This window comes from Nocardia sp. NBC_01503 (assembly GCF_036327755.1).
Classification (GTDB): Bacteria; Actinomycetota; Actinomycetes; order Mycobacteriales; family Mycobacteriaceae; genus Nocardia.
The window spans coordinates 2,091,522-2,104,835 of record NZ_CP109596.1 but is presented as its reverse complement, the minus strand read 5'-3'; the positions used below and the strand labels follow the sequence as shown (position 1 = coordinate 2,104,835).

The following is a 13,314-nucleotide window of genomic DNA, read 5'->3' as shown; positions in this document are numbered from 1 at the left end:
AGGTCAGGTCGGACAGGGCGTCGAACTCTCGATGAACTGTCCGGTGACCGTGAGGTGCGGTCAGGGGAGTGGGCAGATCCGTTGCGGGGCGGGTTGGTCCTGGCAGCGGCTGTCGTAGTTGGGGTTTCGATTGGGTGCGGGCGCGGGGGCGTTGCGGTCTTCGACGCGCCGGTTGTCCCCGGTGGAGGTGCGCCCGGTGTAGCCGCCAGACCCGGTGTAGCCGCTGGATGTGGCGGGGGTGGCCTGGGCGGGGGCGGCGATCGTCAGGGGGCGATGGTGAGGACGCCGGTGAGGGCGAAGCCTGCCAGCATGGTGCGGGCAGCGTTGATCGGCAGATGGTTGGACATGAGTGGTCTCCTGTGTCTCGCCTCCGGAGGACCGGGGCGACCGGGATCTGTTGTGGATCGCCGCGTGGGGTGCGCGGCGTGGAGCCCGTGCGCTGAGCGCGTCAGGTGAGGCGTCGGTGGGCGGTGCCGGAAATCGTCAAACCCGTACTGTTGAAACGATTTCCGGCCGCCGTTCGTTCATCTCGGAGACGTCACGGATTCATGTCCGGGCGGAATCAGGAGACCAGGCCGCGGCCTGTGGTCAGGGGTAGGTCCACGGCGGTCAGCAGGCCCGGGCGGGCTTGGACCACCGCGGGGATGGCGCTGACCAGGCGGGCGGCGGTGCCTACCACTCCGGCTTCGGCGTGGTCGCCGTTGCTGTAGAGCTGTAGGTCCAGGAGGTAGTCGGGTTCGCCCTTGATCTCCACTCGGTAGCAACCCTTTCCGGCTGGTTGGGGCCAGTCGGGGGCGAGGTCGGGGTGTAGGCGGGTGACGTGTTCGAGGGTGAGGATCTCTCGGCCGGCGCGGACGCCGTGGACTTGGAAGCGCAGGGCGGCGGCGGTGCCGGGCGCGATGGTGCGCTTGCCGACGGTGAGCTCTTCGGGGGCGGGGAGGCGTTCGAAATGCTGTGTGACCGAATCCAATTCGATATCCAGGGCGGAGGCGAGCTGGCGGATCACGCTGCCCCAGGCGAGGGTGAGGATGCCGGGTTGCAGCAGCATGGGCAGGTCGTCGACGGCGCTGCCGAAGCCCATGATGTCGAACAGGACCTTGGGGTTGTCGTAGGTGGAGTAGTCCATGATCTCCGAGCAGATGACGGCGTCGATGCGCTCGGAGCCGCTGGAGAGCAGCAGCGGGAGCCAGTCGTTGGCCCAGCCCGGATCGATACCGTTCACCCAGAGCGAGGCGCCGCCCTCGTTGGCAGCCTCGATGATCGGGTCGATGGCCTCGTCGGGCAGGGTGCCGTAGGGGAACTGCAGGAAGACGGGGCTGCTGGAGACCACGTTGATACCCGCGCGCAGGAACATCTTCAGGTCTTCGACGGCCTCCATGAGGCGGTCGTCGGCCATGGCGGTGTGGACGATGCAGTCCGGTTTCAGGGCGATCAGGGCCTGGGCGTCCGTGGTCGCGGTGACGCCGATTTCGTGGTCCAGGCCCGCGAGCTCGCCCGCGTCCTTACCGGCCTTGGCGTCACTGGAGACCCAGACGCCGACCAGTTCGAGTTCGGGGCGGGCGATGATGGAGCGGAGGGTGCGGCGACCGACATTGCCGGTACTCCATTGCACGACACTGTATTTCATTGCTGGCTCCGGTTTCACAGATCGGGCAGGCCGAGTTCGAGGTTGGGCGCCTCGATGCCGCCGTCGACCTCGAGGATCTTGCCGGTGATGTAACCGCCCGCCCGCGAGCTGAGGAAGACGATGGCGGCGGCGATCTCCCACGGTTCGCCGAGACGCCGCAGCGGGGTCGCGCCCTCCATCTTGGCCTTGATTTCCGGTTGCTGGGCAACGACTTCCAGCGCGGAGGTGAGCACCGAGCCGACGGCGATGGCGTTCACGCGCACGCGTGGGGACAGGTCGCTGGCGGCCATGCGGGTCCAGTGCGCGAGGGCGGCCTTGGCGGTGCCGTAGGCGAGGAAGCCGCGGCCGGGCGCGCGGCCCATCATGGAGGAGATGCTGACCACCGAGCCGCCGTCGTTCTTCAGCATGTACGGGAGTGCGGCCTGGGTTAGCGCGTGCGCGGTGGACACATTGAAGTGGAAGGCGTCCTCGAGGAATTCGGGGGAGGTGGTGGTGAAGGTGTTCGGCATGGTGCCACCGACATTGTTGACCACGATGTCCAGGCGGCCGAGTTCGGCGGCGGCGGTATCGGCGAACGCGGTGACGGTGGCCAGATCGTTCAGATCACAGGGGACGATGACGGCGCGCCGGCCCAGCGCGCGGATCTTGCCCGCGACCTCCGCGAGTTGTTCGGGGGTGCGGGCGGCGAGGGCGACGTCGGCGCCGGCCTCGGCCAGCGCCAGGGCGGTGGCCGCGCCGATTCCGCGGCCCGCGCCGGTGACGACGGCGACGCGGCCGTCCAGTCGGAAGGTGTCCAGGATCATCGAGTGCAGTCCTATCGAAGTGATGACAGTCACTCAGAGCTTTAAGAAATTGTGCTTAAGTGTCAAGGACTAGTTCTTTACCGGCTGGTGGGCGGCTACTCTGCTCACTGTGACCAGCAGGGAACGGATCATCCTCGCCGCCGAGCGGCTCATTGCCGAGCGCGGGCAGGCGGTGCCGCTGCGCGATATCGCCGCCGCCGCCGGACAGCGCAATAATTCGGCGATCCAGTACCACTTCGGCTCCCGGGACGGGCTCATCGAAGCCGTGGTGGAGCTGCGGCTGGCCACGCTCGAGGTGCGCCGACTGGAACTGCTCGCCGAACAAGTGGGTGCGAATGCCGGAGTGCACGGACTGCTGGAGGCGCTGGTGGTGCCGATGTTCGAACTCGGTGAGCACGGGATCAGTCACTACGCGCGCTTCTTCGAGCAGATCCACACCCATCCCGCGATTACCGACGCGTCGAATCTGGACAGCGATCGGCGTACTTCGGTGCGCGTGATCATGCAGCGCCTCGATGACGAGATGACCGCTCTCCCACCGCGATTGCGGGTGCATCGGCTGCGCGCGCTGCCCACCATGCTGTTCGCGCTGCTCGCCGACCATGAGCGGGCGGTGGAATCGGGCCGGGTGGCCGCGGGTGAGATCGGCGCCTGGGCGGAGGTCATCGATATGCTCGCGGGCGCGCTCACCGCACCGGTGAGCGCACGGGCGCCGATTCGCTGAGGGCTACTGCGAGTAGGCGGTCGGGGGAGCTGGCGTCACATAGTGCACCGGCTGGGTGGGCGGCTCCTGGGGGTTCACGTGGATCACCGGGGCGGGGACGGTCAAATCGTCGGCCTGTGCCGCCGCCGGCCGTTTCCGCTGGTTCGGCAGGAAGTGGACGCCCGCGCCGATCAGTGCCAGCACGGCCAGGACGATCAGCGACCAGCCGAAGGAGTAGCCCAGAATTCGGCTGCCCGCCTTGGCGATGATGATGACCGCGAGGAGACCCGCGTATGCCGCGGCGCGGGTGATCCTGTCGCCGTCGGCTGGGCGACGCTTACTCATGTGACCTACCTCCCCGAATCGAAAACTGTTGCCGGGGAAGCATACCCACGAGTATGCCGAGCTAATCCTGATAGCGGGGGGTGCGAAGTCGCGCGCGGTATGGCGGGGCGGCGGGGGCGCGGTTACGGTTGTCTGGTGGATACCGCGCACGCACTCGACGCCGAATCAGCTGCTCACCCCAGGTGGCTGAGTGCTGGATTGCCGCTGCTCGCGGGTGGTGCGGTGGCGGGTGGCCTGGCACTGCTGCACTTTCGGGATCCGCATGTGCAGGGCTCGTACGGCATCTGCCCGTTCAAGGAGTTGACGGGGTGGTGGTGTCCGGGCTGCGGTGGGCTGCGCGGGTTGCACAATCTCACCGAAGGGCATGTGCTCGACGCCATCCACAGCAATATTCTGCTGTTCCCACTGTTGCTGGGTTTTCTGGCGTGGTGGGGAACCTGGGTGGTGCGGGGGTTCCAGGGCAGGACGCCGCCGCCCCGACTACCGCAGGTGCTGCCCAAGTCCGCCATGTGGGTGACCGTGGCATTCCTTTTCCTATATACCGTGTTGCGTAATACGCCGTGGGGAACCTGGCTCGCACCGGTGTGATCGGGACGGCGGCGTGCCTGGCCGGTACACCGCCGTCGATCAGGGCATGCTCGGGATATGAGTGAATCGTTGAAGGAACGCGTGCGCGCGAAACTGATCAGGCAGCTCGAAGAGGACGGGCCGCCGGATCCGGATCAGGAAGATACGCGCCAGGTTTCGGTGCGGGACGATCTCGACATACTCGAGGCCGTCGCCGACGACGATCCCTTCATCGAGGAGCTCGCCCGGCGCTATCTGGTGTTCTGAGCTGACGACCGCTCAGAATCCACAGGGTGCCGCGCCCCCGTCGGATCCGCCGAAAGGGCGGGTCTCCGGCGTGGGGTTCCAATGCCCTTCGGTCTTGGCATAATCCCAGGCCGGGCCGTTCTCGACCAGGGCGGAGATGGCGTCGATGAGGCGGTCCACATCGGCCGCGGTGGTGCCGAGGCCGATACTGGCACGCAGTGCGGCATCGACGCCGAGGCGGGAAAGCAGCGGGTGCGCGCAGAAGCGACCGTCGCGCACGCCGATACCGTGCTCGGCCGAGAGGTAGGCGGCCACCTGACCGGGTTCGAAACCGGCCACGGTGAAGGCGACAATGCCGACGGCATCGGTGCTGTCCCGCCAGATGCGCAGGAAGTTCACGCCCGGAACGGTTTTCAGGCCGTAGCGCAGCCGGTGGGTCAGGTACTGCTCATGCTCGAGCACGGTGGTCTCGTCGAGTTCGGCGAGGGCATCGCAGGCGGCCGCGAGCGCGGCGACCCCGAGCACATTGGGGGAACCGGCCTCGTGGCGCTGCGGGGCGGGCGCCCACTCGACGCTGTCGGCGGTCACCGAGCGGACCGCGCCGCCACCGGCCAGGTACGGCTCGGCGGCATCGAGCCAGTCGCGGCGGCCCACCAGTACACCCGCACCGAACGGCGCGTACGCCTTGTGGCCGGAGAAGGCCAGGTAGTCGATGCCGCTGGTGCGCAGGTCGATACGGCGGTGCGGGGCCAGCTGGGCGGCGTCCACCAGCACCCGGGTGCCGCACTGGTGCGCGATCCAGGCCAGCCGCTCCAGCGGCAGCAGTTCACCGGTCACATTGGAGGCGCCCGTAATGGCGAGCAGCGCAGCGGGTTTGCTGCACAGCTCGGCGACCACGCGCTGAATGGTCTCCTCGATGGTGTCGGCGATCGGCACCACTCGGCGGCCGTTGCGCGCCCACGGCAGGAAGTTGGCGTGATGCTCCACATCCAGCACGACGGTGTCGCCGGATACGCAGGCGGCGAGCAGGTTGAGCGAATCGGTGGTGTTGCGGGTGAAGACCACGACCTGGTCATCGGCGGCATTGAGGAAACCGGCGACCGAACCGCGGGCCGATTCGTAGCAGTCGGTGGAAACCCGCGAGGCGTAGCCCGCGCCGCGGTGCACGCTGGCGTAGAACGGCAGCAGCTCCTGCACGCGGGCGGTGACCTGTGCCAAAGCCGGTGCGCTGGCGGCATAGTCGAAGTTGGCGTAGCGGACGGTGCCACCCTGCACCAGGGGTACCTGGAGATCACAACCGGAGACGGTGGCCAGGGCGGTGCAGGTCTGATCGGCGAATGCGGTCATCACGAAAATCCCATCGGGCAAGGGACACGCGATCGGAAAAAGAGTGATCGAGAGTCCGCGCTTGCCGCGCCCGGTCGGGCGGCGGCCCGGTCGTCACCTGGAGCACCCCACCGCGGAGGAGGGTTGCCGACCAGCTAGCCAGGGCTTTGCGCTGGTACTCATGACCTGGTTGAAGAGGCTTGCAGAAGATCGAGGGACTTGTCAACCCCTTCCGGAAAATCATCCGAAAGTTGGATCGGTAGCACCGAAAAGGTCGAATCGCGAGATCGTTGCTGAAGCGTATGGTCGAAGAAGAAGTTAGGGTATCCAAAGGTGGGCACCCCGGAGCCGTAGTAATTCGACCCGACCGAGGAGCTCGACCATGTTGGACACCAGCACGCCGTTCTCGACGCTCATTCGCAGCGCTACCGAGCAGCAGCACGCCGAGGCCGAGCATTCCACGTTCATGAAGGATCTGCTCACCGGGCAGCTCGGTGTCGAGGCGTTCTACCGCTATACCTCGCAGCTCTGGTTCGTCTACTCCGCGCTCGAAAAGCATTCCGCCGCACTGGCTTCCGATCCCGTCGCGGGACCGTTCATCAAGCCCGAGCTGAACCGCCTGGCCGCGCTCGAGGCCGACCTCGCCTACCTCGGTGGCCCGCGCTGGCGCGATGAGCTGACCGCGCTGAACACCACGGCCGCCTACGCCGCCCGCATCGAGGAGTGCGCGACCCAGTGGCCCGCCGGATACGTGGTGCACCACTACACCCGCTACCTGGGCGATCTCTCCGGCGGCCAGGTCATTCGCGGTACCGCCGAGAAGCTGTGGGATCTGCCCAAGAAGGGTGACGGCGTGCGGTTCTACGTCTTCGACCAGATCACCAATCCGGCCGCGTTCAAGCGCGATTACCGCGACGCGCTGGACGCGCTGCCCATCGAGGGCGCGGATGTGGAGCGGGTGCTGGACGAGGCCCGTCTGGCCTTCACCATGAACACGAATGTGTTCCGCGATCTGGGTGTGGAATTCAGCGCGCGGAACTGAATGTCCTAGCTCGGGGGAGCCGTCGGACCTGTTGAATTTCAGCAGCTCCGGCGGCTTTTGGTTTATCCGCTTGCGTCCGAGCGGCCGGTGCGCTGCGATTGACCGGTGAGTCTTCCCCTGCTGCTGAGCTTCATCGGATTGTGCGTGCTGCTGGCGCTCACCCCCGGCCCGGATACCTTTCTGGTACTGCGCTTTTCGATGGCCGGGCCGCGTCCGGGGATTGCCGCCGCAGCGGGATCGGCCTGTGGTGGCATCGTCTGGGCGGTGGTGGTCGCGGCCGGGGTGGCGACGCTGCTGGAACAATCCGCCACCGCGTACCGCAGCCTGAAGGTGATCGGTGGAATCTACCTGCTGTACTTGGGGATTCGAGCGCTCATGGCGCATCGCAGGGGTTCGGCCGAACCGGAGTTGGAGCAGCCGGGCGCCCGGGTCTCCTCGGTTCGCTCGGCATTCGCTGCCGGATTGCTGTCCTGTGTTTTCAATCCGAAGGTGGGCCTGTTCTACCTCGCGGTGCTGCCGCAGTTCCTCGCACACGTGAATTTCGTCAACGCGCTCACCCTGGGCGCGATCGAATCCACCATTGCCGCACTCGAAATGGTGCTGCTGGCGGTGGCGGCCGCCCGGGCGGTGACGCTGCTGCGCAAACCGAGGGTGCGCGATCGGCTGGAGCAGGTGAGCGCCGGAATCCTCGCGGCCCTCGGTATCGGGACGGTGGCCTCGGCGGCGGCGTGAGCCGGGCTCAGTCGGCGATCTCGGCGCGGTGGTAGACGCCGTTGTAGTAGACCAGCGGGCCGACGGCGGGCGCGTCCTCGGTGTTGTCGTGCACCCGGGTGACCAGGCCGACCACCAGGGTGTGATCGCCGATCGGAATCAGTTGATGCACGGTGGCGCGCACCCAGATCGGCGTGCCGTGCAGGACGGGTTCGCCGGATTCCAGGGTGGTCCATAGCGATCGGTCGGTGAAGCGCTCCTGGGCGCTGCGACTGAACCGCTGCGCCAGATGCTTCTGATGCTCGCCGAGGAAGTGCACGACCACCGATTTCGCCTGTGTCAGGGCGGCGATACTCGAGGACGTCTCGGCGATATTGAACGAGATGAGCGGTGGCTGCGCGGAGAGTGAGGCGAAGGAGGTGGCGGTGAAACCGATCGGTCCTGCTTCGGAGTTCAGCGTGACAATGGTGACGCCCGCCGGATAGTGCCGCATGGCGGCGCGATACTGCTGGGCGGTGATGCCGCTCAGGTCGTCGGGCACCTGTAGCTCGGCGCCAGGCGTCGGAGAATCGGTCACGTTCCGAACCTACGTCCAATCCCCGCCGGATATTCCATCGGCGGCACCATCCTGCCGATTCCTAATCGACATCAATGGCCAGACCTGCGGTTATCCGAATCAGCTCACCGAAGGTGGTGCGGAATACGGTATTCGGATGCCCGCCCGCCGCCCATAGCTCGGTATGGGACGCCAGCGCGTTGTCGATGAAGGTCGGCAGATTGATCGGATGCCCGACCGGTGCCACACCGCCCACCGGCTGACCCGTCACCTGGCGCACCATGGCGGCCGGTGCCCTGGTCAGCGCGCCCTCCAGACGTTCCCCGGTGCGCTCCAGATGCACCGTGTGCGCACCGGAGACCAGCAGCAGTACCGGATCGTCATCGAGCAGGAAGACCAGCGATTTGGTGATCGCGCCGATATCCACGCCGAGTGCCTGGGCGGCGTCGGCCGCGGTGTGGGTGGGTTGCGGCTGGGTGAGGATCACTCCGTGATGGCCGCGGGCAATGAGCGTGTCGGAGACTTTGGAGGCGACCGGTGGCAGGGACCTGCGCATGCAAACCAGAGTAGAGCGATTGCGGTGAATGTGCGGAGTAGCGCGGAAACCGATGCGGGACAGCGGATTGCGCACCGGATTCACACCGGCCGTCCGCGCCCTCCGCACCCCCGATACGCTGGACCGATGACCGATTGGAAGGCTTTCGAGGTCGAAAGCAAGGACCACATCGCGACGGTGACGCTGACCGGTCCCGGCAAAGGCAATGCCATGGGCCCGGACTTCTGGCGCGAACTGCCGCTCATCTTCCGCGAGCTGGACGAGGATCCGCAGGTGCGGGCCATCGTCCTGACCGGCTCGGGTAAGCACTTCTCCTACGGGCTGGACCTGCCCGCCATGAGCCCGCTCTTCGGCCCGCTGCTGGCCGATCGCGCGCTCGCCGGACCGCGCACCGACTTCCTGCGCCATGTGCGCGAGATGCAGGCCTCGGTCACCGCGGTCGCCGACTGCCGCAAGCCGGTGGTCGCGGCGATCTCCGGCTGGTGCATCGGCGGCGGGCTGGATCTGATCGCGGCCGCCGATATCCGGTTGGCCAGTGCCGAGGCGAAATTCAGTCTGCGCGAGGCGAAGGTCGCCATCGTCGCGGATATCGGTTCGCTGCACCGGCTTCCGGGGATCATCGGTGAGGGGCATCTGCGCGAACTCGCCTACACCGGCAAGGACATCAACGCGGCCCGCGCGGAGAAGATCGGGCTGATCAACGACGTCTACGCCGACCAGGAGGCGGTGCTGGACGCGGCGTACGCGCTGGCGCGCGAGATTGCCGAGAATCCGCCGCTGGTGGTGCAGGGCATCAAGGATGTGCTGGATCAGCCGAAGGCGGGCAAGGTCGCGGACGGCCTGCGCTATGTGTCGGCCTGGAATTCGGCGTTCCTGCCCTCGCAGGATCTGACCGAGGCGATTCAGGCCGTGTTCGAGAAGCGCGCCCCGAAGTTCGAAGGTAAGTAACAACTTTCGAAGGTCTTCCGGTGCTCCGGTGCCGGAAACCCCTGGCCTCCCGGTTCCCGCCCGCTTATCGTGAGCGGGGGGACCGGGGAGGTTGGTCATGGCTACATCCGAGGTGAGTTCCTCGACCGAAGAGGGCGGCTTCACCCATCGGCAGATTCTGGTGATTCTCAGCGGGCTGCTGCTCGGCATCCTGCTGGCCGCGCTCGATCAGACCATTGTGTCCACCGCGATTCGCACCATCGCCGATGACCTGCACGGGTATTCGCTACAGGTGTGGGCGACCACGGCGTATCTGATTACCGCCACGCTCGCCACACCGCTGTACGGCAAACTCTCGGATATGTATGGGCGCAAGCCCTTCTATCTGGCCGCCATCACCATCTTCCTGACCGGTTCACTGCTCTGCGCGTTCGCGCACTCCATGTATGAGCTGGCCGCTTTCCGTGCGGTGCAGGGGTTGGGTGCCGGTGGGCTGATGTCGTTGGCGCTCACCATCGTCGGCGATATCGTGAGCCCTCGGGAGCGGGCGAAGTATCAGGGCTATTTCCTGGCGGTGTTCGGTACCTCGAGTGTGCTCGGGCCGGTGCTGGGTGGATTGTTCGCCGGGCAGGAGAGCCTTCTCGGTATCTCGGGCTGGCGCTGGGTGTTCCTGGTCAACGTGCCGATCGGCATGTTCACCCTGCTCGTGGTGACCCGGGCGCTGCATCTGCCCGCGCGCGAGCGTTCCCGTGATCGGGTCGACTACTGGGGTGCGCTGGTGCTGGCCATCGGCATCACACCCCTGTTGATCGTGGCCGAGCAGGGCCGCGAATGGGGTTGGGGGAGTATCAGATCGGTGCTCTGCTATGTCATCGGAACGCTCGGCGTGATCGGTTTCGTCGCGGTCGAGGCGGCACTGGGTGATGCCGCGCTGATTCCGCTGCGCATCTTCGAGAACCGGACCTTCGCACTGGGTGTGGTGATCTCGTTCGTGGTCGGCGCGGGCATGTTCGGCGGCATCCTGCTGCTACCGCAGTATTTGCAGGCGGTGCGCGGGGCCAGCCCGATGATCGGCGGCCTGCAGATGCTGCCCATGGTGCTGGGCATGATGGTCGGCTCGATCATCTCCGGGCAGTTGATCTCCCGGACCGGCCGCTACAAGGCGTACACGCTGATCGGCGCGGGCATGATCACCCTCGGGCTGTTCCTGCTGCACTATCTCGAGGCCGACACCCCGTACTGGGTGGTGGTGCTGTTCATGCTGTGCGTCGGGTTCGGACTGGGCAATCTCATGCAGCCGCTCATCATCGCGCTGCAGAATGCGTTGCCGCCCAAGGATATGGGCGTCTCGACGGCGGCGGCCACATTCTTCCGGCAGATCGGCGGCACGCTGGGTGCGGCGGTGTTCCTGTCGGTGCTGTTCACGCGGCTGAGCCCGAATATTCGCACCGAACTCATTGCGGCGAGCCATGATCCGGAGTTCCAGCAGGTGCTGCTCAAGGGTGCGCACGACGGTAATCCGGCGGATATGGCGCTCGCACAGGGGCTTTTGAAGCAGGACACCGCGGCCGCGCAGAGCGTGCTGAGTGACAGTTCGCTGATCCAGCGGCTGAATCCGGTGCTGGCCAAGCCTTTTCAGGTGGGGTTCGCGGAGTCGCTCTCCACGGTATTCCTCACCACATCGGGCGTGGCCCTGCTCGCCCTGATCCTGGTGGTGTTCTGGCGAGAAGTGCCGCTGCGGACCACCGCCGGTGCTGTGACACCGGCGGTGGAGTGAACAGCCGAGCTCAGTGCTCGCCCTGCTCCTTCAGCCGGGCGTACGCCTCGACGACCAGGGTCTCGGCCTTGGCGCGGTTCTCCCAGCCCTCGACCTTGACCCACTTGCCGGGCTCCAGGTCCTTGTAGCGCTCGAAGAAGTGCGCGATCTCCTTGCGCTGGAACTCCGGGATGTCCTCGACGTCCTGGATGTGATCCCAGCGCTTGTCCTTGTTGGGGACCGCGACCAGCTTCTCGTCGGTGCCGGCCTCATCGCTCATGATGAGCACGCCGACCGGACGGGCCTCGACCAGCACACCGGGGAACACGGGCTCGGGCAGCAGCACCATGCAATCCAGCGGATCACCGTCGCCGCCGAGGGTGTTCTCGATGTAGCCGTAGTCGGCCGGGTACATCATCGGCGTGTACAGGTAGCGGTCCAGCCGCACCCGGCCGGTCTCGTGGTCTACCTCGTACTTGTTGCGCTGACCCCGGGGGATCTCGATGGTGACGTCGAACTCCACGTCATCTCCTTCTTCGGTGCGGGTATGGCTGCCGACTCGCCAGCTCGTTCGGGGGAACGACTGCGCAACGAGGATAGTGTGGTGCCGGGCAAGTTCGTGGACCGAGCCTTGCAGGGCCATGAACCGCGACGCCGGAGGCGGCGCAAGTTGATACAGGAGACGGCGGCAGGTGGCTCGGAACAAGCAGAACATCGGTGGGCTGGAGGCCAAACGGCGTCGCAAGACCTGGATCGTGGTGGCATCGGTCTTGGTCGTGGTGCTCGGCATCGCCGCAGGTGTGATCGTGACACTGAAACCGTGGACGGACGAGTTCAAGCACGGGGGCTTGACGATCGCCGATCCGCCTTCGCCCACGCAGCCGCTGCCGCAGGTCGCGCCCGCGCCGCCGACCGCGCCCGCTCCGAGCGCCAAGGGGCTGGCCGCCGCGCTGGCGCCGGTGGTCGGCAATCCGGATCTGGGAATCTTCGCCGCCTCGGTCTCCGACGCGGACAGCGGCAAGGTGCTGTGGACCGCCGATCCGGATAAGCCGATGATTCCGGCCTCCACCGCCAAGGTGCTCACCACGGCCGCCGCACTGCTGGCGCTGCCGCCGGATCATCGGGTGACCACGCAGGTGGTCACGGGTGCGGCCGCCAATGAGCTGGTGTTGGTCGGCGGTGGCGATCCCACGCTCACCGCGCAGCCGGACGGTAAAGGCTATTACCCGGAGGGGCCCAAGCTCTCGGATCTGGTGGCGCAGATCAAGTCTTCCGGTCAGAAGCCGGACACGATCGTGGTGGACACCTCCGCGTACACCGGATCGACCATGGCGCAGGGGTGGGATCCGGCCGATATCGCCGGCGGATCCATCGCACCCATCGACCCGGTGATGATCGACGGCGGCCGGTTGAATCCGCTGGTGGAGTACTCGCCGCGGTCGGCCACCCCGGCACTCGACGCCGGTCGCAGGCTCGCACTGGAGCTGGGGCTCGATCCGGGCAAGGTCCGGCTCGGCAACGCACCCGCGGGTGCGGCCAAGGTGGCGGCGGTGCAGTCCGCACCGCTGCGGGATCGCCTGCGCGACATGATGGTTCACTCCGATGATGTGCTGGCCGAGACCATCGGCCGCGAAATCGCCGTCGCGGCGGGCTCGGAGGCCTCGTTCGCGGGGACCGTCACCGCCATGGCGACCACGCTGCGGGCCGCCGGATTCGACACCAACGGTCTCACCCTGCTCGATGCCAGCGGGCTCTCGGTGGACGATCTGATTCCGACGCGTCTGCTGGACCGCATCGTCACCGTCGCGGCGCTGCCCAACAGCGGTGACGGACAGGGCAATTCGAGTATCGCCGCGACCGCGAACACCGTGCAGGATCCACTCGCCACCCTGCTCGACTATCTGCCCGTGGCCGGTGCCACCGGCTCGCTGTCGGACCGCTACACCAGCCGCGACCGGGCGGGCGCGGGCTGGGTGCGCGCCAAGACCGGAACTCTGGACGTGGCGAGCGCGTTGGTCGGATATGTGCTGGATCGCGATGGGCGCGTACTGACCTTCGCGCTGATGTCCAACCAGCGGCTGCCCGAACAGAGCCGCCCGGCGTTGGACGCCATCGCAGCCGCACTGCGCAACTGTGGCTGCTCCTGACG

General features: G+C 66.8%; 15 protein-coding genes and 1 riboswitch. Of the genes, 8 read left to right on the top strand and 7 right to left on the bottom strand.

All coding sequences use genetic code 11. The features are described from left to right. Positions 1-562: 562 nt before the first annotated feature. Positions 563-1,627: an NAD(P)H-dependent amine dehydrogenase family protein gene (locus tag OHB26_RS09460; RefSeq protein WP_330183821.1), complete on the bottom strand. Its 1,065-nt coding sequence runs from the start codon at positions 1,625-1,627 to the stop codon at positions 563-565. Between the two features lie 14 nt (positions 1,628-1,641). Next, positions 1,642-2,430, bottom strand: a complete 789-nt coding sequence (locus tag OHB26_RS09455) for an SDR family oxidoreductase (RefSeq protein ID WP_330185555.1) — start codon at positions 2,428-2,430, stop codon at positions 1,642-1,644. 109 nt (positions 2,431-2,539) lie between these two features. Here OHB26_RS09455 and OHB26_RS09450 point away from each other — a divergent pair, with 109 nt between their 5' ends. Beyond that, on the top strand, positions 2,540-3,154 hold the full coding sequence (locus OHB26_RS09450; RefSeq protein WP_330183820.1) for a TetR/AcrR family transcriptional regulator: 615 nt from the start codon (positions 2,540-2,542) through the stop codon (positions 3,152-3,154). 3 nt (positions 3,155-3,157) lie between these two features. On the opposite strand, the gene OHB26_RS09445 is transcribed toward OHB26_RS09450, so the two are convergent. Next, positions 3,158-3,478, bottom strand: a complete 321-nt coding sequence (locus tag OHB26_RS09445) for a hypothetical protein (protein ID WP_330183819.1) — start codon at positions 3,476-3,478, stop codon at positions 3,158-3,160. A 135-nt stretch (positions 3,479-3,613) separates the two neighbouring features. On the opposite strand from OHB26_RS09445, the gene OHB26_RS09440 reads away from it, so the two are divergent. After that, positions 3,614-4,066: a DUF2752 domain-containing protein gene (locus tag OHB26_RS09440; RefSeq protein WP_330183818.1), complete on the top strand. Its 453-nt coding sequence runs from the start codon at positions 3,614-3,616 to the stop codon at positions 4,064-4,066. 57 nt (positions 4,067-4,123) lie between these two features. Beyond that, positions 4,124-4,312 (top strand): hypothetical protein, encoded by a 189-nt coding sequence (locus tag OHB26_RS09435; protein WP_330183817.1) that lies wholly within the window; start codon positions 4,124-4,126, stop codon positions 4,310-4,312. Positions 4,313-4,324: 12 nt separating this feature from the next. On the opposite strand, the gene OHB26_RS09430 is transcribed toward OHB26_RS09435, so the two are convergent. Next, positions 4,325-5,638 carry an aminotransferase class V-fold PLP-dependent enzyme gene (locus tag OHB26_RS09430; RefSeq protein WP_330183816.1) on the bottom strand — a complete coding sequence of 438 codons (1,314 nt, stop codon included), beginning with the start codon at positions 5,636-5,638 and terminating at the stop codon, positions 4,325-4,327. Between the two features lie 52 nt (positions 5,639-5,690). Beyond that, a riboswitch (SAM riboswitch) is annotated at positions 5,691-5,804 on the bottom strand. Positions 5,805-5,999: 195 nt separating this feature from the next. Between OHB26_RS09430 and OHB26_RS09425 the strand changes: the two genes are divergently transcribed. Then, positions 6,000-6,659, top strand: a complete 660-nt coding sequence (locus OHB26_RS09425; protein WP_330183815.1) for a biliverdin-producing heme oxygenase — start codon at positions 6,000-6,002, stop codon at positions 6,657-6,659. Positions 6,660-6,764: 105 nt separating this feature from the next. After that, the gene (locus OHB26_RS09420) at positions 6,765-7,391 is read left to right on the top strand and encodes a LysE family translocator (protein ID WP_330183814.1); all 627 of its coding nucleotides are present in this window, start codon (positions 6,765-6,767) and stop codon (positions 7,389-7,391) included. A gap of 7 nt (positions 7,392-7,398) precedes the next feature. Here OHB26_RS09420 and OHB26_RS09415 read toward each other — a convergent pair whose 3' ends face one another. Together OHB26_RS09415 and OHB26_RS09410 are read right to left on the bottom strand one after the other, a co-directional pair. Then, positions 7,399-7,863, bottom strand: a complete 465-nt coding sequence (locus OHB26_RS09415) for a flavin reductase family protein (protein WP_442942995.1) — start codon at positions 7,861-7,863, stop codon at positions 7,399-7,401. A gap of 145 nt (positions 7,864-8,008) precedes the next feature. After that, positions 8,009-8,482 carry a YbaK/EbsC family protein gene (locus OHB26_RS09410; RefSeq protein WP_330183812.1) on the bottom strand — a complete coding sequence of 158 codons (474 nt, stop codon included), beginning with the start codon at positions 8,480-8,482 and terminating at the stop codon, positions 8,009-8,011. Between the two features lie 126 nt (positions 8,483-8,608). Here OHB26_RS09410 and OHB26_RS09405 point away from each other — a divergent pair, with 126 nt between their 5' ends. Further along, complete coding sequence (locus tag OHB26_RS09405; RefSeq protein WP_330183811.1) at positions 8,609-9,430, top strand: crotonase/enoyl-CoA hydratase family protein; 822 nt, start codon at positions 8,609-8,611, stop codon at positions 9,428-9,430. A gap of 97 nt (positions 9,431-9,527) precedes the next feature. After that, complete coding sequence (locus OHB26_RS09400; protein ID WP_330183810.1) at positions 9,528-11,186, top strand: MDR family MFS transporter; 1,659 nt, start codon at positions 9,528-9,530, stop codon at positions 11,184-11,186. A 10-nt stretch (positions 11,187-11,196) separates the two neighbouring features. Here the strand turns inward: OHB26_RS09400 and ppa are convergent, their stop codons facing one another. Next, complete coding sequence (ppa, locus tag OHB26_RS09395; RefSeq protein WP_330183809.1) at positions 11,197-11,688, bottom strand: inorganic diphosphatase; 492 nt, start codon at positions 11,686-11,688, stop codon at positions 11,197-11,199. Positions 11,689-11,878: 190 nt separating this feature from the next. On the opposite strand from ppa, the gene dacB reads away from it, so the two are divergent. Continuing rightward, a complete protein-coding gene (gene dacB / locus OHB26_RS09390; protein ID WP_442942994.1) occupies positions 11,879-13,312 on the top strand; it encodes a D-alanyl-D-alanine carboxypeptidase/D-alanyl-D-alanine endopeptidase in 1,434 nt (477 codons plus the stop codon). The last annotated feature ends 2 nt before the right edge of the window (positions 13,313-13,314 follow it).